Source organism: Streptomyces sp. NPDC001890, from assembly GCF_042891445.1.
Taxonomy (GTDB): Bacteria; Actinomycetota; Actinomycetes; order Streptomycetales; family Streptomycetaceae; genus Streptomyces.
The window spans coordinates 67335-87327 of the sequence record NZ_JBIATE010000027.1 but is presented as its reverse complement, the minus strand read 5'-3'; the positions used below and the strand labels follow the sequence as shown (position 1 = coordinate 87327).

11 protein-coding genes are annotated in these 19993 nt (G+C 70.2%); 7 read left to right on the top strand and 4 right to left on the bottom strand.

The window, feature by feature from the left end; genetic code table 11:
* The first annotated feature begins 199 nt into the window (after nt 1-199).
* From ACFYY1_RS36380 to ACFYY1_RS36370, 3 genes are all read left to right on the top strand, one after another.
* Nucleotides 200-2566 (top strand): discoidin domain-containing protein, encoded by a 2367-nt coding sequence (locus ACFYY1_RS36380; RefSeq protein ID WP_388593319.1) that lies wholly within the window; start codon nt 200-202, stop codon nt 2564-2566.
* Nucleotides 2567-2662: 96 nt separating this feature from the next.
* A complete protein-coding gene (locus ACFYY1_RS36375) occupies nt 2663-6091 on the top strand; it encodes a putative Ig domain-containing protein (protein WP_388593317.1) in 3429 nt (1142 codons plus the stop codon).
* 128 nt (nt 6092-6219) lie between these two features.
* Nucleotides 6220-8601 (top strand): Ig domain-containing protein, encoded by a 2382-nt coding sequence (locus ACFYY1_RS36370; protein ID WP_388593315.1) that lies wholly within the window; start codon nt 6220-6222, stop codon nt 8599-8601.
* 43 nt (nt 8602-8644) lie between these two features.
* On the opposite strand, the gene ACFYY1_RS36365 is transcribed toward ACFYY1_RS36370, so the two are convergent.
* Together ACFYY1_RS36365 and ACFYY1_RS36360 are read right to left on the bottom strand one after the other, a co-directional pair.
* Nucleotides 8645-9916: a cation:proton antiporter gene (locus ACFYY1_RS36365; protein ID WP_388593312.1), complete on the bottom strand. Its 1272-nt coding sequence runs from the start codon at nt 9914-9916 to the stop codon at nt 8645-8647.
* Nucleotides 9917-10045: 129 nt separating this feature from the next.
* Entirely contained in the window at nt 10046-10507 is a 462-nt protein-coding gene (locus ACFYY1_RS36360) for a Crp/Fnr family transcriptional regulator (RefSeq protein WP_388593309.1), read from the bottom strand.
* 258 nt (nt 10508-10765) lie between these two features.
* Here ACFYY1_RS36360 and ACFYY1_RS36355 point away from each other — a divergent pair, with 258 nt between their 5' ends.
* From ACFYY1_RS36355 to ACFYY1_RS36340, 4 genes are all read left to right on the top strand, one after another.
* Nucleotides 10766-11641, top strand: coding sequence for a universal stress protein (locus ACFYY1_RS36355; RefSeq protein WP_388593307.1), 876 nt, complete (start codon nt 10766-10768; stop codon nt 11639-11641).
* Nucleotides 11642-11735: 94 nt separating this feature from the next.
* Nucleotides 11736-12677 (top strand): oxygenase MpaB family protein, encoded by a 942-nt coding sequence (locus tag ACFYY1_RS36350; RefSeq protein ID WP_388593304.1) that lies wholly within the window; start codon nt 11736-11738, stop codon nt 12675-12677.
* Entirely contained in the window at nt 12659-14902 is a 2244-nt protein-coding gene (locus ACFYY1_RS36345; RefSeq protein WP_388593302.1) for a tetratricopeptide repeat protein, read from the top strand. Before ACFYY1_RS36350 ends, ACFYY1_RS36345 begins: the two co-directional genes overlap by 19 nt.
* 120 nt (nt 14903-15022) lie before the next feature.
* Nucleotides 15023-16567, top strand: coding sequence for a phytoene desaturase family protein (locus ACFYY1_RS36340; protein ID WP_388593300.1), 1545 nt, complete (start codon nt 15023-15025; stop codon nt 16565-16567).
* 13 nt (nt 16568-16580) lie between these two features.
* Here the strand turns inward: ACFYY1_RS36340 and ACFYY1_RS36335 are convergent, their stop codons facing one another.
* Nucleotides 16581-17555 (bottom strand): acetylxylan esterase, encoded by a 975-nt coding sequence (locus tag ACFYY1_RS36335; RefSeq protein ID WP_388593299.1) that lies wholly within the window; start codon nt 17553-17555, stop codon nt 16581-16583.
* A 4-nt stretch (nt 17556-17559) separates the two neighbouring features.
* On the bottom strand, nt 17560-19992 hold the full coding sequence (locus ACFYY1_RS36330; protein WP_388593298.1) for a polysaccharide lyase 8 family protein: 2433 nt from the start codon (nt 19990-19992) through the stop codon (nt 17560-17562).
* Nucleotide 19993 lies beyond the last annotated feature (1 nt).

Genomic DNA, 19993 nt, shown 5'->3' with positions numbered 1-19993 from the left:
CCCCAACATCTAACCCCCCCCGGGCTAGTCCGGGGGGCTCCGGCCCCGCCGATAATAAACCCACCTCGGGGCGCCCGGGGGGGGGCCCGGGGGGGGGGGGGCCCCGGGCGGGGCCCCGCCACGGCCGGCACCTGCTCCCCGTCGCGTCACCCGCACGAACCTCCAGGAACGAATCCATCGAGAACGCTTGGAGTTTCACATGAGAGTGCGTCCGAGGCAGCTGCTGTGCCTTCTCGCGCTAATGGTCTCCCTGCTCGCCCTCGCCGCTCCTGCCACACCGGCGAGCGCCGCCCCCGACCCGGTCAACGCGAAACCCGCAGTGGTGCCCGCCCTCCAGAAGTGGGAGGGCCGCACCGGATTCTTCGAGCTGAGCCGGCACAGCCGCATCGTGTTCGCCGGAGCGCACCGCGACCGTCTGCGCGATCAACTCGCCACCCTCCCCGACGAGATCGAGCAGGTCACGGGGCGCAAGCCGGCCCTGTCGCCGCGCCAACCGCACAGTGGCGACATCGTGCTCTCGATCGACCCCACCGTGCCCGAAGCGGTGGACAGCGCCCGGTTCGAGGAAGAGGGCTACACCTTCACGGTCACCGGCGAGAACGTGCGGATCACCGCGCCGACCGCGAAGGGCGTCCACTACGGCACCCGTACGCTCCTGCAGATCCTGCTGCTCGACGACGGCCGTGACTCCGTCCCCGTGGGCACCGCCGTGGACTGGCCGAACTACAAGGTGCGGGGCTTCACGCTGGATGTCGGGCGGCGCTTCTTCACCGCGGACTTCATCCGCGACTACATCCGTCTCATGGGTTGGTTCAAGCTCAACGAGTTCCAGATCCACCTCAACGACAACGGATTCAAGGGCGACCGGCCCTGGAGCGAGGCCCAGGCCGGTTTCCGGCTCAGGACCGACGACCCCGCACTGTCCGGCCTGGCCTCGAAGGACGGGGCGTACGACCGGCGCGACTGGGACTCCTTCGAGGACACCGCCGCCGCCAACGGCGTCACGCTCGTCCCCGAGTTCGACGCCCCTGCCCATTCGCTCGCGTTCATCCGGTTCAAGCCGTCCCTGGGCCTCAACAACGGCGACTCCGACCACCTGGACCTGTCCAAGCCGGAGACCACCGCGTTCATGAAGTCGGTGTTCGACGAGTTCACGCCGTGGTTCCGCGGCCCGGACGTGCACTTCGGCGCCGACGAGTACCGGTCGGACAAGCCCCGCTACAAGACCTACTTCAACGAGATCGCCGCCCACATCCGCACGCTCGGCAAGCACCCCCGCGCCTGGGGCAGCCTGTCCCTGATGACGTCCGACACCACGGGCTTCGACCGCGACGTCACCCTCAACAGCTGGAACAACTCGTGGTACGGCCCACAGGCAGCCAGGAAGGACGGCTACTCGTTCATCAACACCAACGACGCCCTGCTCTACATCGTCCCGTTCGCGAGCTACTACCACGGCCACGGCCTGGACGGTAAGTACCTCTACGACAACTGGGAACCCAACGTCTTCCCCGACGGCCAGAGCGTCGCACCGAAGGACCCCCAGCTCCTCGGCGCCATGTCCGCGGTGTGGAACGACCTGACCAGGTCCAGCTACACCGAACTCGACGTGCACAAACTGGTCGAGCCCACCTTCGGCGTCCTCGCGCAGAAGATGTGGGGCGGCGCCAACCAGGGTGTCCCGTACAGCGATTTCATGTCGACCGTGCGCAAGCTCGGCGTGGGGACGGGGCTTACCGAGGTCGCCACGACACTCGCCACCCCGGCCAACAGCGAGCTGAGCGCGGGCGAGCCGGCGTCCGCGTCCGCGGGCACGGCCGACGCGGCGTTCGACGGGGTGAGCACCACCAGGTGGCAGAGCGGCCGGGGAGACCACGCCTGGCTCCGCGTGGACCTCGGCCGCCCCCGGATCGTCACCAGGGCCGACCTGGAGTGGGCGCCCGCACACGGCCGCGACTACGCGATCCAGGTGTCCGGCGACGGCACGACCTGGACCACGGTCGCCCACCGCACCGGCCGCATGTCGGCAGGATCCGACACGCTCACCTTCGAACCGGTCACCGCCCGGTACGTGCGTCTCGTCGGCACCGAAGCGGCCCGTCAACAGGACGGCTACGCGCTGTGGAGCATGCGCGTCTTCGACGCGCCGGACCTGGCGTTGCACCGGCCGACCACCGCGTCGTCGTCCGAAGTGCCCAGCCTGGGACCGGAGAACGCCACCGACGGCGACCCGGCGAGCCGCTGGGCCAGTGCCTACCGCGACAGCGAATGGATCCAGGTGGACCTGGGCCGGGTGCAGACGGTCCGCCGTGCCCTGCTCGACTGGGAGACGGCGTCCGGAAAGGACTACGACATCCAGGTCTCCGACGACGGGACGAACTGGAAGACGGCCTCCGCCGCCCGGGACAGGCCCGCGGGCGCCCGCGTGGACGACCTCACCTTCGCACCCGTGTCCGGCCGGTACATCCGCATGCAGGGCATCAGGCGCGCGTCGTCCTTCGGCTACTCGCTCCGGCGCCTCGAAGTCAGGGCCGCGAGCCCGGCGACGAACCTCCTGGGCCGCTGAGACGTGTGTGCCGGCCGGTGACGGCACCGGCCGGCACCGCTGTACAACCCCTGCCAGGCACAGCACAGTCGCTATGGGAGAAAGGGTCACTCGGCAGTGAGCAACAGCTATGGAAGGTTCGCTTCCTTGTTGGGGGTGATGATCGTCGCATCACTCCTGTTCGGTGTATCCACAACGAAAAAAGCGTCCGCGCAGCAGGTGTCCGGGAACGCTTCGTTCATCAACTCCTGGCTGGTCTCGGGACCATTCGAATCACCGGTGATCGACAAGCGATATGAATGTGAAGCCGACGACTCGAAGGCCCCGGTCGACGGGAAGACGGAGATCGCCCCGAAGGCCGGCGGTTCGTTGAGCTTCGGCAACGAAAGCAGGAAGTGGGAGTACTTCGACGACCGCATCTACAGCCGGAACTACGACGACTACCAGGATCTCTACGGATACTACTCCGTCAAGAAGGATGTCGATACGAGGAACAAGTACGTGTACGCGCACACGTACGTCTACAGCCCGGTCGAGCAGCAGGCATATTTCAACGCCGGTGCGAGCGGTTCGTACCGGCTGTATGCGAACGACAGCTGCCTGACGAACCCGAGCACCCCGGTGGAGGTGCAGAAGGATCTGACGAAGCAAGCCGTACAGCTGCACGCGGGCTGGAACAGGCTGATGCTTCAGATCAAGCACACCTACACGGAGGACGTGAATTCAAACGGTGTGCCGACAGCCAAGGACCAGAACGTCGCCTATCTCGGGTTCTACGGCCGGGTGGCGGACCGGAACGGCAACAGGATCGATGGCCTGGTCAATTCCGTGACCGGGCCGTCGGAGAGACTGCAGATCGTGTCGCAAGGACTCTCGACCGACGATGCGATACACACTCCGCTTCCGAAGAACAACATGCCTGTCGGCTACAAGGAATGGCCGTACGTCTGGAACAAGTCGGCGTCCGGCAACAAGTACGGCGTCAGCGCTTCGGCTTTCCAGTTCATGGCGGCCGGTGGCGCGCCGGGCTATACCTGGAAGGTCACCGACGGGAAGCTGCCCGATGGTCTGGAGCTGAACACCGATGGCTCCGTCGCGGATGGACCGGTCGACGGGAAAGTCGATCTGAACAGCACCAAAGGCATCGTTGGCGTCAACACCGAACCAGGTGACTACCACTTCACCGTCCAGGTGGCCGACAGGGAAGGGAACACTGCTTCGAAGGACTTCAGCATCACGGTGAAGGAACGTCCGAACAAGTGGTTCGAGGAAGGCAGGGTCGGCGCGCTGACCCATTCCACCGCGACGTACAACTACTTCGTGGATCCGAACTACTCCGTTGATCAATGGGCAGCGAGAGCGAAGCGTGAAGGACACTCGCTGGTTTCGATCGAAGCTCTGCAGCAGAACTACTTCTGGCCGTCGAAATTTGCCGATCCGAAACACATCAGGGCGGAATACGTCCCCAAGGACGAGAACGGCAAGGTGGTAGACGGATTGAAGCAGTACGAGCAGGCGGTGAAGCGGTACGGCATGAAATTCGGCCTGTACTACGCGACCGAGGGCGGCGGCTTGCAGCATTACTCCACCGATGTGTTCGTGCAGAATGTGGAGGATCTCATCCGGCGTTACGCTCCGGAGTACCTGTACTTCGACGGTCCACAGGCGATGCCCAATGCCAACTACGACGCGATGTACAGCGCGGTACGCAACCGCAGCGATGAGATCATCGTGGACTCGAATGCCTGGGGGGCGGAGTACGGCGATCCGGATGTGAGAACCGGCGAGGCGTCGGGCATCTACGCCAATACGGGGAGGAACCATCTGCTCAAGCGGACCCCCATGGAACCGTGGAAGATGATCCACACCAAGAACATGCTCTCGCCGTACTACGGCAAGCGCGACGACTTCAGGCAGGTCACCAAGGAGATGGTGATGAATGCCGGTCGGGGCTATGTCGACAACAACGATCAGTCGGTTCTCGACAGCCGGGGACCGAACTGGGACTCTGCCCAGGACATCGCCACGAGGTATCCGAAGGCCGCCCAGGAGTTCATCGACGTGAGGGAGAACCTCGCCGGCTGGTTCGGTCCCGAGGACGGGCCGGAGAGGCACGAGTCCACGACGGGCACCACGCCGTACTTCCTGGCCGGCTACGGCTATGAGGACGATGGACGAGGGAACTACGAGAAGTTCGCTTTCCCCAACAGCACGACCGGCCCGCAATGGGGATATGCGACCGCCAGGGACAACAACATCTATCTGCACATCGTGAAGGGGCCGGACGGCAAGAGGGGCTTCGACGCGATCACCGACAGGTCCCTGACGATTCGTCCGGTCAAGGACCGGGTGAAGTCGGTGAGTTGGCTGAACAGCGACGTCCCGGTCACGTCGTTCAGCCAGAAGGGCGACAGCCTGACCATCGACCTGGCCGATGTGAAGGAAGACCCGATCGACACGATCGTCAAGATCGTGACGGACAACCCCGAGCGCGAGTACAAGCTGACCGACGTCGACGTCACCGGTGAGCAGCTGGCGCCGAAGGTGCTGAAGGTCAAGGCCGAGGGCTACATGACGTATCCCGCGCTGAAAGCCGGGCTTTCGGGCGTGACCTACAGCAGCGCGAACCCTGGGACGGCGAAGGTCCGCCCCAGTGGAATCGTGGATCCGGTGTCGGACGGCACGACGAGCATCACGGTCCGAGGCACTTACGAGGGTGTGACCGAGCAAGGCGTGCTGAAGGTGACCGTCAAGGACGGTCTCGTCCATGCCGCCGACATGCTCAGTGCGTCGTTGTCGGTGGAAGGGAAAGAGGCCTACGGCGAGTTCGGCCTGAACGACGGGCTCGCGTACGAGATACAGGGCAGGTCGGCCTCGGGCGGGCCCGTCGGCCTGGACGCGGCTCGGATCACATGGCATGGCGGAATCGTCGATCTGGCCGGGGGTGACAAATACAAGCCGGTCGCCATCAAGGAAGTGGACACGTTCACGTTCAAGGGGAACAAGATCATCACCCCGCAGGTCGCGGCACCCACGAGAGGGGTCGTCTGGGCGGACGTGACCCTGGACGGAAAGACCTACCGGACGAACAGGGTCTTCATGGACCTCCTGCCGTACCGGAACCTCGCACAGGGCGCCGAGATCACGGCCGGCCAGGGGCAGGACGCGTTGTCGAACCTCACCGACGGCAGGCTCATCGACGGCGAGCACTTCGATCGGTCGAAGTGGTCGGTGCCGGGAGGCGAAGAGGCTTGGATTCAATTCGAGCTGCCCGCTCAGTCGGATATCGCGAACATCGACATCGACTTCAACACGCTGGATCAGCAGTACGTCAACACGCCCAGGACGATCAAGATCCAGACCAGTGTCGACGGCGTGTCCTGGAGTGATGCCAGTACTGTCGACGGCCCGACGGGTACCGCCTATTTCGGGTTCCACGACCAGTACCCCCTCAGCGCGCGGGCCCAGTACGTGAGGCTGGTGTTCGACGGCGGCTCGAACGGGTCGACGACCGACCTGCTGGAGGTCGCCGTCAACGGGAGATAGCCGGCACGGCGACCGGCCGGCGTCGTGGCCCTCATCGGCGACGACACCGGCCGGCACCACCGCACAACTCGACCGCACCCTCCACGCAGGACACGAGACATATCGACGCATGTCGTTTTGGAGGAATCGTGGACAGAAGAAACTTCCTGATCGCCGGCGGTGTCGGTTCACTGGCACTGATCGCGACGCCGGCCCTCGCCCAGCCGGCGGCAGCAGCGGGGCCGGCGAACACGGAGCAGGCCGACCGCCCGTTGCGGATCAGGGCGGGATTCCTGTCGCTGGGTCTCGACCCGACGGGCCGGGTCGTCGAACTGAAGGACTTACGCACGGGAACCGACCATCTGGCGGCGGGCAAGTCGCTCCCCCTGGTGTCCGTCGTCCTGGGCGACGGGAAGCAGGACGCCCCCACCCGGGTGGAGGTCTCGCGGCGGGACCGGCACGTGCTGGTGTTCAGCGGCGACCGGACGACGGTCGAGGTCGAGGTCGTCGACCACGCGACATACGCGACGCTTGAGGTCGTCGGTCTGGACGCCGCACCGGGCGTGGACGTGCGGACCCTGCTGTGGGGGCCGCTGACCACCGGCGTCACCGACACCGTCGGCGAGGCCGTCGGTGTGGTCCGCGACAGCGGCTTCGCCCTCGGCATCACCCCGCTCAACGACAAGACCGTCGGCGGCTGGCCCAAGGAGTTCGACGCGTACGGGTTCGGCTCGGAGGTGAAGCCGAAGCCGTACGGGGAGGCCGGGACGCAGAACGAGTGGGGCGCCGCGGCGAAGACGTCGTGGGGCAGCATTCTGCGCGCCTACTCCTACGACTACAGCACCGTTCGGACCCGCGAGGACGGCATCCGGATCGGCCCGCTGCCGGGCTTCGAAGGCCGGATCCTCGGATCGAAGCTGGCCGTGTACGGCAGCACTCCCGATCTCGTGCTCACCGTGCTCAGCCAGATCGCGCAGGGCGAGCACCTGCCGTACCCGACCATCGACGGGCAGTGGCAGAAGACGGCCCGGGCGACCCGGCAGCCCTTCCTGGCCCTGTCGTTCCTCGGCACCTCGAACCTCTCCGACGCCATGAGGTTCGCGAAGCAGGCGGGCATCAAGAACGTCTATTCCGTGCAGGGCGCGGCCGGCCCCTGGAAGTCGACGGGGCACTACCGGTTCAACAGCGGCTTCGGCGGCTCCGACGCCGCCGCGGCTCAACTGGTGGCGACCGCCGCCGCCGGCGGCATGCGGGTCGGCGTGCACACCCTGTCCAACTTCATCCAGGCCGGCGACCCGTACATCTCTCCCGCACCGGCCGACCAGCGGCTCACGGTCGGCGCGACCGTGCAGCTGACCCGCGCTCTGGCCGCGTCGGACACGACCCTGTACGCCGACGGGGACTCAGGCGGCGGCGGTCACGTCATCGGCCGCAGGCTGCGCATCGGCGACGAGTTCCTCACGTACTCCGGTGTGACGCAGGCCGACGCCGGCGAGTGGCAGTTCACCGGCGTCAGCCGGGCGCAGTGGGGATCGGCCGCGGCGGCCCACCCCGCCGGGGCCGACGCCACCCGGGTCAGCGAGAACCAGTACGGCGGTGCACGAGGCGATCTGCCGGTCATCGACGAGATCGCCATCCGCCTCGCCACGATGGCCAACACCACCGGCGTCCGGAGCATCTCGTACGACGGGCTGGAGGAGGTGTCCTGGAGCGGCTGGCGCGGTCAGGGATTCGCTCACCTGGTCAATGGGATCCACCGCCGGCTCGACTCCCCGGACGGTTTCATCTGCGAGGCCTCCAACCCGTCGTCCAACTCGTGGTTCGCCCAGTCGCGGATCAGCTGGGGCGGCATCGGCTGGTCCGACTCCAACTACGCGCAGGTGATCAGGAACAACAACTTCTACCGGGCCAACTTCCTTCCCGCCATGGGTGGTTCACTCCCGATCGGCGGCGGCACGAGCATCCTCGGCGTCGAGCACAACCTGGCCCTCGGCGCGTCGATCGGCGCGAACTTCGGCTGGTTCGAGACGAGCACGGACAGTCTCGCCGAGGGATCCGACACCGCGGCGGTCCTCACCGCTGTGCGGATCTGGAACTCCGCCATCGAGGCCGGCGCCTTCACGCCCGCCCAGCAGCAACTCATGACCGACGAGAAGAAGAACTGGCATCTGAGCGAGGTGACCGAGGGGAAGGAGTGGTCGCTGCAGGAGCTGGACCCGTCCGGCAGTCCGGTCGGGTCGGCTCGGCCGGTGCGGGCGCCGAAGCCCGGTTTCACGACACCGGAGCCGGCCGACGGCCGCGTGGGTGAGCTGTACGCGTTCAAGGTCACCTCCAGCTCGCCCCGGACGGTCCGGTACGAGGTCACATCCGGCGCGCTGCCCGCCGGACTGAGTCTGAACAAGGACACCGGCGGCATCACCGGAGTCCCCACCGCCCCGGGCACCAGGCGGTTCACGATCACCGCGCGCAACAACGGCACCATGGCCGACGCGGAGGTCACGTACAGCCTGCGGGTCGGGATCATCAGCTAAGGGCTGCACCGATCCTGGTCACACACCGTGCGCCGGACGGCGCTCATGCGGTGTGACCGGGGTCGGTGCCCGCCGTCAGGCCCCGGACGGGCAGAGCGCCCACGGCCGGACCCGCGGCGGGCGCGCCGGAGGTCTTCGCGGCTCTGCCGTAGCGCCGGGCGAGGGGAGCGGACGTGATGCCGTGCGCGAGGACGCTGAGCAGCACGGTGCAGACGACCACCGGGACGATCGTCCGTGCGGCGGACGGGGCCAGGTCCTCGACCGCCAGCAGACCGAAGATGACCGATGCCAGGCCGCGCGGGCCGAACCAGCCCACGAAGAGGACGGTTCTGCTGTCCAGCCCGCTTCCGATCAGGGACAGGGCCACCGGCACCATGCGCAGCACCGTCAGGCTCAGTACCGCGTAGAGCAGGACCTGCCAGTTGAGGTGGGTGACGGCGGCCGGTACCAGTACGGCACCGAAGAGCAGCCAGACCAGCACGGAGAGCAGCGAGGAGGACTGCTCGACGAACAGCAGCACGCGCTGCGAGGCCGCGTGTGCCGAGCCGAAGGCCAGACCGGCGATGAAGGCGGCGACAAAACCGTTGCCGCCGATCGCGATGGACGAGGTGTAGCTCAGCAGGGCCAGTGCCAGGACGCCCGGCGCGGCGACGGCTTCGGTGGTCCAGCCTCTGCGCAGGGCGGAACGCAGCAGCCACCCGGCCGTCAGCCCCAGCACCGTGCCGTAGGCCAGGCCGATGGCGAGTTCCACCAGCGCGCCCTCGGAGGCATGGGCGCTCGACGTGCTTCCGGCCGCGGCGACCGCGGCGAGGGCGACGACGACGAACGGGGTGGCGATGCCGTCGTTCAGACCGCTCTCGACGTTGATGAGCCGGCGGATCCGCTCGGGCACCACCGGATCGACCATCATCGTGGCGCCGAGCGCGGCGTCCGTCGGGGCGAGCGCGGCCGCGACGTACAGCGCGGCCCAGCCCGAGACTCCGGGGAGCAGGACCACGGCCATGAGCGCGCCGAGGCCGATGCACATCGGCAGGGCGAGCAGCAGGAGCCGCAGGTACGGCCCGAGGTCGGGACGCAGGGCCCGGAAGGACAACCGTGCGGCGTCGGTGAAGAGCACCCAGGTCAGGGTGGTCTCGGCGAGCGCCCGCACCGTACCGGGCGAGGGGGCCAGGTCCAGTACGCCGAGCCCCTCGGCCAGCAGCAGGCCCAGAGCCACGAACGCCACGGGGGCGGTGAGTTCGACGCGTGCCAGTCGCTGCGAGTACAGACCCCAGAGGAAGAGAAGCAGGAGAATCAGCGAGAGGGTTCCATCCACCGTGCACTCCGTGATCGTGGCCGCAAGGCCGGCGGAGGGCCGATTCTCGGTGGTCGCGGTGGCATGCGGGTCCAACCGGAGGGTGTGACCACAGCTTTCACCCGAGTGGGGCCCGGGCGGCGGAACGGATCACACGAGGCCGCCACCGCCGTGCGGGGCGTAGAGATCGAGGAGACGCACCCGGGCGGCCTGCAACCGGTGGGCGAGGACCTGGCCGACCCAGTGGCCGATGGCCGAGCCGAAGGCGGGGTCGGCGTCCATCGCCATCCGTACCGTCACCGCGTCGAACTCATGGGTACGGACGGGAGTCATCGCCTCGGCGCCGAGGTGCCAGACATAGGGATCGAACAGCCAGGACCAGCCCACGAGTTCGCCGGGCCCGAGGTTCTCGATCGCGGCCCGGGCGGTCCCGGGGACGCGGAAGTCCAGCGTGACGGTGCCCGAGCGCAGGATCCAGAACCGGTCCGCGTGGTCCCCCTCGTCGAAGAGGCGGGTCCCCTCCTCGAAATTGACCTCCTGCCCGATCTCCATCAGGCGGGCGCGGTACGGGGCGGGCAGGGCCGAGGTGATACGGGTGGGAGAAGCGCTCATGGCGGGTGGCCTCCTCTGCGGCTTCCGAGAGTTTTCCATGAGCACCTCCCGGCGGGTTCCGCCCGATGCGCCGCCCCTCCACTATCTGCCTCCCGCGCACCCCGGGCCAGCCGGATGGTGCGCTCCACATGCGCCGCCGGAGGATCTGGGGTACTTGTCGGATGAAGAGGACCCGTGCCCGGCGCGTCTGCGCAGCTGCTCGACCCCGTCGATCCTCTGCCGCCGTTCCGGCTTCCTGAGAGACGGAGGCATTTCGTCATGGAGCCAGTCGTCACCGTCGGCCTCGACGGGTCGCCCGAGAGCCTGGCCGCAGCGCATTGGGCCGCCGACGAAGCCGAGCGGCGCAAGCTCACGCTGCGCCTGCTGCACGCCTGGCCGCTGCTGGCGGAGGAACCGGCCGGCGTTCCCGCCGAGAAGGACCAGAACTACTGGGCGAGACGCATCGTGGACACCACGCGGGTGGAACTCCAGGCGCACCACCCGGGCCTCACCGTCGTCGGCAGCCTGGTCGCCGACGACGCAGAGCACGCCCTGCTGCAAGCGGCGGCGGAGTCCGAGATGACCGTGCTCGGTTCGCGTGGGCTGGTGCCCGTCGAGAGCTACTTCCTCGGTGACATCAGCCTGCCCGTCGTGGCCCGCGCCGAACGGCCGGTGGTCCTGGTGCGGGCCGGTACGGGGGACGACGGCCGGCGGCCCGCCCCGGGCGGGACGAGCGGTGTGGTGGTGGCGGTCAAGCTGCACGGACCCTGCGAGGACCTGCTCCGATTCGCCTTCGAGACCGCCGCCGCGCGCGGCATGCCGCTGCGGGCCGTCCACGGCCGGAGCCTGCCGGTGGAGGCGTACGTGCCCTGGGGCGTGGACCACGACGTGGCCGAGGAGATCGTCCAGGACACGCGAAAGCTCCTCGGCCGTACCCTCCTTCCCTGGCGTGAGAGGTTCCCGCAGGTGGACGTCACCGACGGCACGGTGCTGGTGAGCCCCGCCAAGGCCGTCGTGCAGGCCGCCGAGGGTGCCGATCTGCTGGTCGTCGGCCGGGGCAGGCGCCACCGTGGCCCGGCACCGTCCCTGGGCCCCGTGGCCCAGGCCGCCATCCATCACGCCCGCTGTCCCGTCGCGGTCGTCCCCCACGAGTGAGGCGCGGGGGTCTGGAGCTTCGGCCCGGTCGCGCGCATCCTGTGGAGGCGTACGGCGTACGTGCGTACGCCGCCGAGCGGGAGGTACGAGCGACATGGTGGACGCCGACCCGGGGCTCTTCGGGCCCGAATCCGTCACCTGGCAGATGCACGGCGACCCGATGATGTGGATCGCCGGAGTCCGGGCGCTCTACCTCCAGGCGCTGCACCCGCGGGCCGTACGCGGCGTCGTGCAGAACTCCGACTTCCGCAAGGACGCCTGGGGAAGGCTGATGCGCACGGCCGACTTCGTCGGCACGATCACCTACGGCACCACCGAGGCCGCCGAGCAGGCCGGTGCCCGGGTCCGCAGGATCCACCGGCTCATCAAGGCCACCGACCCCCGGACCGGCGAGAGCTACGGCGTCGACGAGCCCGAACTGCTGCTGTGGGTGCACTGCGCGGAGGTGGACTCCTACCTCCAGGTCGAACGACGGTCCGGCTTCCCCCTCACCACCGCCCAGGCCGACCGCTACGTCGACGAGCACCGCCACAGCGCCCGCCTCGTAGGCCTCGACCCCGTGGACGTCCCGGCCACCACCGCACAGCTCGCCGCCTACTTCGAGGGCGTACGTCCCCGGCTCGCCGCGTCCGCGGAGGCGCTGGACGTCGACGACTTCCTGCGCCGGCCCCCCGTCCACCCGCTGCTCGTGCCGGCGCGGGCCCTGCTGTGGCGGCGCGTCGCGGAACTCGCCTACCAGTCACTGCCCCCGTACGCCCATGAGCTCTACGGCAGACCCGCCGCACCGGTGCGCACCGTCGACCGGCGCCTTCGCACCACCGGAACCGTGCTGCGCAGCATCCCCGCCCGGCTCCGCTGGCGGCTCCCGCCCGGTCACATTCTGAACGCGATGGCCCGGCTCGGTCCCGGCAGCCGCCCCACCCCGTACAAACTGCGAAGCCGGGCCGCCATACTGGACGGGCCGGGGAGGGCGCAGCAGCAGACAGCAGGCGGAGCAGACGGGGGCGACAGCAGGAGATGGCGGACACCAGGCTGATCCAGAGCCGGTACCGACTGCTCGATCTGATCGGGCGCGGGGGCATGGGTGAGGTGTGGCGCGCCCGCGACGAGTCGCTCGGTCGCCATGTCGCCGTCAAATGCCTCAAGCCGATGGGGCCCCAGCACGACCAGTCCTTCACCCGCGTCCTGCGCGAACGCTTCCGCCGCGAGGCCCGGGTCGCCGCCGCGCTCCAGCACCGCGGCGTCACCGTCGTCCACGACTTCGGCGAGCACGAGGGCGTTCTCTACCTGGTCATGGAGCTCCTCGACGGGCGCAACCTCAGCCAGATCCTGGAGGACAACAAGCAGCACCCGCTGCCGGTTCCGGACGTCGTCGACATCGCCGAACAGGTCGCCGACGCCCTCGGCTACACCCACCAGCAGGGCATCGTGCACCGCGACCTCAAGCCCGCCAACATCATGCGGCTGGCCGACGGCACGGTGAAGATCTGCGACTTCGGCATCGCCCGGCTCGGCCACGACATCGGCTTCACCTCCCGCCTCACCGGCACCGGCATCGCCATGGGCACCCCGCACTACATGTCGCCCGAGCAGATCAGCGGCGGCCAGATCGACCACCGCAGCGACCTCTACTCACTGGGCTGCGTGCTGTACGAGATCGCCACCGGGGTGCCGCCGTTCGACCTCGACGACGCCTGGGCCGTCCTCGTCGGACACCGTGACACCCAGCCCCGCCCGCTGCGTACCCACCGGGCCGAACTGCCGGGCTTCTTCGACCGGGTCGTGCTGGAACTGCTGGCCAAGACCCCCGAGGAGCGGCCCGTCGACGCGGGCGATCTGCGGCAGCGGATCGCCGTCGGCCGCACCGGTGAGCAGCCGCACCTGCCGCCCACCGGGCGGGTGCCGCTCGCACCGCCCGTCCCCGTCGTGCTCCCGGGGCAGCAGCTGCCCGCCTGGGCCCGCTCCATGACCACCGGGCACAGGGCGACCGGTACCCACGCCGTGCTCGCCCCGCCCGACCACTGGGCAGGGCTCACCGGCGAGTGGACCACCGGCACCGACCTGCGCGGCCTCACCGGCGAACTGCCGCCGGTCAGGGCCGAGCGCCCGACCCCGTCGCCGGAACTGCTGGCGGTCCTCGCAAGCCGGCACAGCGCGGGCCTCAACCTGGGCCGCCTCGGCCACTGGGAGGAGGCCGGCGAAGTGCATCGCGCGGTCGCCGCCGAACGGGAGCACGCGCTGGGCCCCGACCACCCCGACACGCTCGCCAGCCGCTACGAGATCGGCTTCACCCTCAGCCGCACCGGACGTGCCACGGACGCCCTGCGGGAGTTCGAGCGCGTCGCCCGGGGCCGCGAGCGCGCCCTGGGCCCCGACCACCCGGAAACCCTGGCCGCCCGCCAGGAGTCGGCGTACGTGCTGGGCCGGCTGGGCCGGCACTTCGAGGCCCATCAGGTGTACGCCGAGGTGCTCGCCTCCCGGGAACGGTCCATGGGCCCCGACCACCCCGACACCCTGCGCTGCCGCCACAACCTCGCCTTCAACCTCGGCAGGCTCGGCCGCCTGGAGGACTCCTGCCGGATGGCCAGGGACGTGGCGGCGGCCCGCGGCCGGCTGCTCGGCGCCGACCACCCCGACACCCTGGTCACGCTCTACGAGGTGGCATACACCCTGGGCCGGCTGGGGCGCTGGACGGAGGCCCTGCAGGCGTACCGGGACGTCGCCCGGGCCCGGTCGAGATCGCTCGGCCCCGACCACCCCGACACGCTCTCCGCCCGCTACGAGGTCGGCATCAGCCTCGGCCGCCTGGGCCGCAGCGCGGAGGCCCTGGAGCTGTACTGCGCCCTCGTGGCGGACCGGACCAGGGTGGGTGGCGCCGCCGACCCCGAGACGCTCCGCGCCCGTCACGGCCTCGGCGTCAACCTGGGGCGCCTGGCCCGCTGGGAGGAGGCGCTCGCCGAGGCGCGCGACGTGTGCGCGATCCGCGAACGCGTGCTGGGCCCGGACCACGCCGACACCCTCGTGAGCCGTCGCGAGGTCGCCGTCGGCCTCGGGTGGCTCGGCCGCTGGGCCGACGCCCTCACCGTCTACCGCACCGTCGCCGCGGCCCGCGACCGGCTCCTGGGCGCCGATCACCCCGACGCCCTCGCCGCCCGCAACGACGAGGCGCACTGCCTGGAGCAGCTCGGCCGGGGCACGGAGGCCGTCGAGCTCTACCGGCAGGTCGCGGCGTTGCGCAGTGGGCAGCGGCCGCCGCACTGACGGGGTACCACGGGCTGTGGTCACGCGGCAGGTCGGCGTTGCGCAGTGGGCAGCGGCCGCCGCACCGACCGGGCACCACGGCCTCTGGCCACGGGCGATCGCGCCGTGCTACGAAGGGTCATGCCCGCACCCGACAGCTATGACGCAGTGATCGTGGGCGGCGGCCACAACGGTCTGGTCGCCGCCGCCTACCTCGCCCGTGCCGGACAGTCCGTCCTGGTCCTGGAGCGGCTGGCCACCACCGGGGGAGCGGCCGTCTCGACCCGCCCCTTCGACGGGGTCGACGCCCGCCTGTCGCGCTACTCGTACCTGGTGTCCCTGCTCCCGAAGAAGATCGTCGGCGATCTCGGACTGGACTTCGCGGTACGGAAGCGGACCGTCTCCTCGTACACCCCGACCGTGCGCGGCGGCCGTGCCACCGGGCTGCTCGTCGGCGGGGAGGGCACCCGGGACTCGTTCGCCGCGCTCACCGGCTCCGACCGGGAGTACGCGGCCTGGCAGCGGTTCTACGGGATGACCCGGCACGTCGCCGAACGAGTCTTCCCGACCCTCACCGAACCGCTGCCCGGCCGCGACGCCCTGCGCGAGCGGATCGACGACCCGCAGGCCTGGCGGACGCTCTTCGAGGAGCCCATCGGCGTCGCCGTCGAGAAGAACTTCACCGACGACCTGGTACGCGGCGTCGTCCTCACCGACGCCCTGATCGGCACCTTCGCCGACGCGCACGATCCGTCGCTGCTCCAGAACCGCTGCTTCCTCTACCACGTCATCGGCGGCTCCACCGGCGACTGGGACGTCCCCGTCGGCGGCATGGGCGCGCTCACCGACGCCCTGGCCGGCGCCGCCCGCGCGGCCGGGGCGCACATCCGGGTCCGGCACGAGGCGACCCGGATCGACACCGACGGGACACGGGCCGAGGTCACCGTCCGCTCACCCGAGGGCGAGCAGACCGTCGCGGCCCGCAAGGTCCTGGTCAATGCCTCCCCGCAGGCGCTCGCCGCGCTCCTCGGGGAGGAACCGCCGGCCCCGGCCGAGGGCGCGCAGCTGAAGGTGAACATGCTGCTCACCCGGCTGCCCCGGCTGCGCGACCGCTCCGTCGACCCGCGCGCGGCCTTCGCCGGGACGTTCCACATCGCCGAGGGGTACGGGCAGCTCGCCGACGCCTACCGGGACGCAGCGGCGGGGCGGCTGCCCGCCGCCCCGCCGTCCGAGATCTACTGCCACTCGCTGACCGACCCGTCGATCCTCGGTCCGGACCTGGCCGCCCGCGGCTACCAGACCCTCACCCTCTTCGGTCTGCACACCCCGGCCCGGCTCTTCGCCGCCGACAACGCGGCGACCCGCGCCGAACTGCTCGCGGCGACGCTCGCCCAGCTCGACGCGCACCTGGACGAGCCGCTGACCGACTGCCTGGCCCGCGACGCGAACGGCGAGCCGTGCATCGAGGCGAGGACCCCGCTCGACCTGGAGCGGGATCTGCGGCTGCCCGGCGGCCACATCTTCCACCGGGACCTCGCCTTCCCGTACGCCACCGGGTCGACCGGCCGGTGGGGGGTGGAGACGGCACACGCCAATGTGCTGCTCTGCGGGGCCGGTGCGGTGCGCGGCGGCGGGGTCAGCGGGGTGCCCGGCCACAACGCCGCGATGGCGGCGCTGGGCCGGTGACCAGGAGCTGCCGCTACTGGCCGAACACACCCCGCAGCGCGCCGAGCTTGCGCGGCAGGTCGTACTCGGCACCGCCCTCGTGCCCGTTGTACGTGAACACCTCGATCTCGGCCGGACCCGCGTAGCGGTGGTAGGCGGCGAACACCGTGGACGAGGGGCAGATCCTGTCCATCAGGCCGACCGAGAACCACGCCGGGGCGTTCGCCCGTGCCGCGAAGTTGACCCCGTCGAAGTAGGACAGCGTCTCCATCGCCTCGTCGATCCGGAAGCGGTGCCCGGACAGCCAGCGGGCGATCTCCGCGTACGGTCCGGCGTCCGTGATCTGCGAGGCACGCCGGTAGTGGCACAGGAACGGAACATCGGCGACGGCGGCCACGACGTCGTCCCGCAGCCCGGCGACGGCCAGCGCGAGCCCGCCGCCCTGGCTGCCGCCGAGCACCGCCACCCGCGAGGCGTCCACCGCCTCGTGGGCCTTCGCCGCGTCCACCGCCCGCACCGCGTCCGTGATCAGCCGCCGGTAGTAGTGGCGGTACGGGTCCTCGATGCCCCGGGTCAGGAAGCCGGGCGAGGAGGAGCCGTGCCCGTCCGGGCCGATGTCCGGGGTGTCCGCGGTGTTCTTGCCGCCGCCGCCCTGGCCCCGGTTGTCCATCACCAGATGGGCGTAGCCGAGCGCGCTCCAGGTCAGCCAGGAGTACGGGATGCCCCGGCCGCCGTTGTAGCCGATGTACTGCACCACGGCGGGCAGCGGGCCCGAACGCGTCCTCGGCAGCATCAGCCAGGCCTTGACCGGCTGGCCGTCCCAGCCCCGGAACGTCACGTCGAACACGTCGACGGTCGCGAACCCGGCGTCGTACGGGACGAACTCGGCGTCCAGGCCGTGGCGGGCCGTCTCGGTGAGCGTCTTCTCCCAGAAGGCGTCGAAGTCGGCCGGCTCCTCCGGTTCCGGCCGGTATTCGCGCAGCCGGTCCAGAGGCATGTCGAACAGCAAGGGTCTAGCTCCTCTTCAGGGTGAGGTTGAGGGTTGCGCCATGGCGTCCGGTGGTGTCGGCGGTGATCCGGATACCGCTGCCGATGGGCGCGGCGCTGACACCCGGATCGGCGGAGACGACGCTCAGGCCGCGCTGCGCCAGGTCCAGCACGACCGAGGACCGCAGCTGTGTCGGGTCGGACAGCGACACCTTCACCGTCTTCCCGTCCGGGCGGACCAGCACCGAGGCGGGGCCGTCCGAGGACAGGTCCTGCGCGGTGCCGGCCGTCCAGAAGTTCGCGGCGACCAGCCCGTCCGCGCAGCGGCGCACCGCGTGCACGGCGGTGGAGCGGGCGATCAGCTTCACCGGCGGCGCGGCGGACCACTGCTTCGTCCGCTCGGCCGAGGCCGCCGGGGCCTGGAGCCAGAAGTAGCCGGCCCCGCTCGGGGCGGCTCCGTGGTCCTGCCAGAGCGTCAGGTACGGGCGGGTGACCGAGGTGTCCGTGCCGTACTTGAGGTTGATCTCGCGCCAGGTCGCGGTGCGGTCCTCGCGCAGACCGTTCAGCGTGACGGGCTCGGGGAAGACATAGCCGCCGGTTCCGGCCACGTGCAGCCACCGCACCTTGTCGAGGCGGGCCGACCAGCCGGCGTCCGTGGGCGCCGCCGTGCCGTTGACCAGCAGGGCGGCCTTCGGGTCGCGCAGCTTACGGTTCTCCACGACCGTCTCGGCCGTGCCCGCGTCGGCGTCGATGCCCGAGCCGACGCAGGCGATCACGTCGTCCAGGCAGAACCAGCTCTTCAGCCCGTGCAGCGAACTGCCGTACGCGCGCAGCTCCATGCCGTACGCACCGAGCGTGGTGCCCGGCAGCGCGGTGCCGCCCGCCCAGTCGGCGGTGCTGGTGGTGCGCTGGCCCGCCGCGTCCGCGGGGCGCCCGGCGATGACCGTGGTGCCGGGCAGCCGGGCCGGGTCGATGGTCGGCCAGTAGTCCTCGCTGTAGTGCCCGAGGTCGTCGGTGTAGAGCAGGACCATGCCGTCGGAGAGGTGCCAGGCGTGCAGGTTCTCGTTCTGGATCGACTCGTAGTTGTAGATCCGGGACGAGTACGCGGAGATGCCCAGCGAGAAGGACGGCCGGCGGTGGGCCGCCTTGTCCATCCGCGGGTGCTGCTTGTGTGCGACCAGCGGCCCCCGGGCGGGCACCGGGGAGGCGATGACCTGCCGGGCGGCGACCAGCGAGGCCAGGTCGGCGACGGCCAGGAAGTCCCGGTAGGTGTCCTCGGCGATCCACTGCTTGACCAGGGCGGTGAACCGGTCGGCCGTCTCGCCGGGGAAGCTCGGGATCAGCCGCACCACCGCCTCGATGACGGTCTGCGCCGACACATGGCCCTGCTTGCTGGGGCGGGCGATCTCGCGCCCGCACACCGAAGCCATCACGTCGCCGCGCACCAGCAGCGGGTCGAAGCCGTCGTCCACCCAGCTGCGGATGTTGTCGAGGTCGGGGTCGGTGACCGCCCACGTGGTCCCGGCGAGGAGGTTGAGCAGCCGGGACAGGTTGTTCAGCAGTTCCTTGCCGTACCCGCCGTTGTACGGGTGCTTGTAGTGCTGGAGGAACGAACCGTCGGAGTAGAAGCCCTCGCCGGTGCCCTCCGCCGCGGCGCTCGCGTCGTTGAAGGCGAGGACGCTGTTGGCGCCCGAACCCTCGACGTCCGAAAGAGCGTCACGGACCCGGGCGAGATCGTCGCCCGTGCCGCTGAGCACCGCGTTGACGGCGACCACGGTGGAGATCCACACCCGGTTGGCGCCGGTGGCGATCTGCCGGTCGGCCCGCCAGAGGTTCGGGTCGGGCGTGTAGTGCCGTACGGCCGCGGTGATCCGGCCCAGCCGCTCCGTGCCGAGCGCGTCGTACAGCAGCACGGTCGCGTCGTTGAGGGCGAGCGCGGAGCCGATCTCCCAGTCCCAGTCGTTGTCGAACCGGGTGTGGCCGGCGCCGTAGCGGTTGGTCAGCATCCAGTCGATACCGGCCAGCAGCAGATCGCGCAGCGCGGTGTCGCCGTACTGCGGGGTGCCGGGGACGGCCCACGCGGTCGCGACCGTGGCGAGCCGTTTGAACGACGTCGTCACGTGGTTGGAGAGCGTGGTGCTGGTCAGATCGGGGAACAGCCCGTCCGTCCGGGCCGGGTCGAGGCCCTTGGCCGAGGTGGTCGCGGCCTTGCCGATCCTGGCCACGGCCGCGGCGATCTGCGGGTCCGTCAGGTCGAGGCCGGGGCCACCGGTGAGCAGGGTGTGCCAGCGGGTGCGCAGGGCGGTGGCGTCGTCGATGACGGTGGGCCCGTCCGCCGCGTGCGCGGTGGACGCGGCGGCGGTGAGCGTCAGCGGCAGCGCGGCGGCCGCGCCGAGAGCCGCGGCACCGACGAGAACGGTGCGGCGGGTGGTGCCTGGAGTGGTGCCCGGGTTCGTCATG

What these genes read in the sequence shown, in the direction of transcription:
- ACFYY1_RS36380 (WP_388593319.1), top strand. Translation starts at nt 200, where the DNA reads ATGAGAGTGCGTCCGAGGCAGCTGCTGTGCCTTCTCGCGCTAATGGTC.
- ACFYY1_RS36360 (WP_388593309.1), bottom strand. Translation starts at nt 10,507, where the DNA reads ATGAGCGCTTCTCCCACCCGTATCACCTCGGCCCTGCCCGCCCCGTAC.
- ACFYY1_RS36355 (WP_388593307.1), top strand. Translation starts at nt 10,766, where the DNA reads ATGGAGCCAGTCGTCACCGTCGGCCTCGACGGGTCGCCCGAGAGCCTG.
- ACFYY1_RS36350 (WP_388593304.1), top strand. Translation starts at nt 11,736, where the DNA reads ATGGTGGACGCCGACCCGGGGCTCTTCGGGCCCGAATCCGTCACCTGG.
- ACFYY1_RS36345 (WP_388593302.1), top strand. Translation starts at nt 12,659, where the DNA reads ATGGCGGACACCAGGCTGATCCAGAGCCGGTACCGACTGCTCGATCTG.
- ACFYY1_RS36340 (WP_388593300.1), top strand. Translation starts at nt 15,023, where the DNA reads ATGCCCGCACCCGACAGCTATGACGCAGTGATCGTGGGCGGCGGCCAC.
- ACFYY1_RS36330 (WP_388593298.1), bottom strand. Translation starts at nt 19,992, where the DNA reads ATGACGAACCCGGGCACCACTCCAGGCACCACCCGCCGCACCGTTCTC.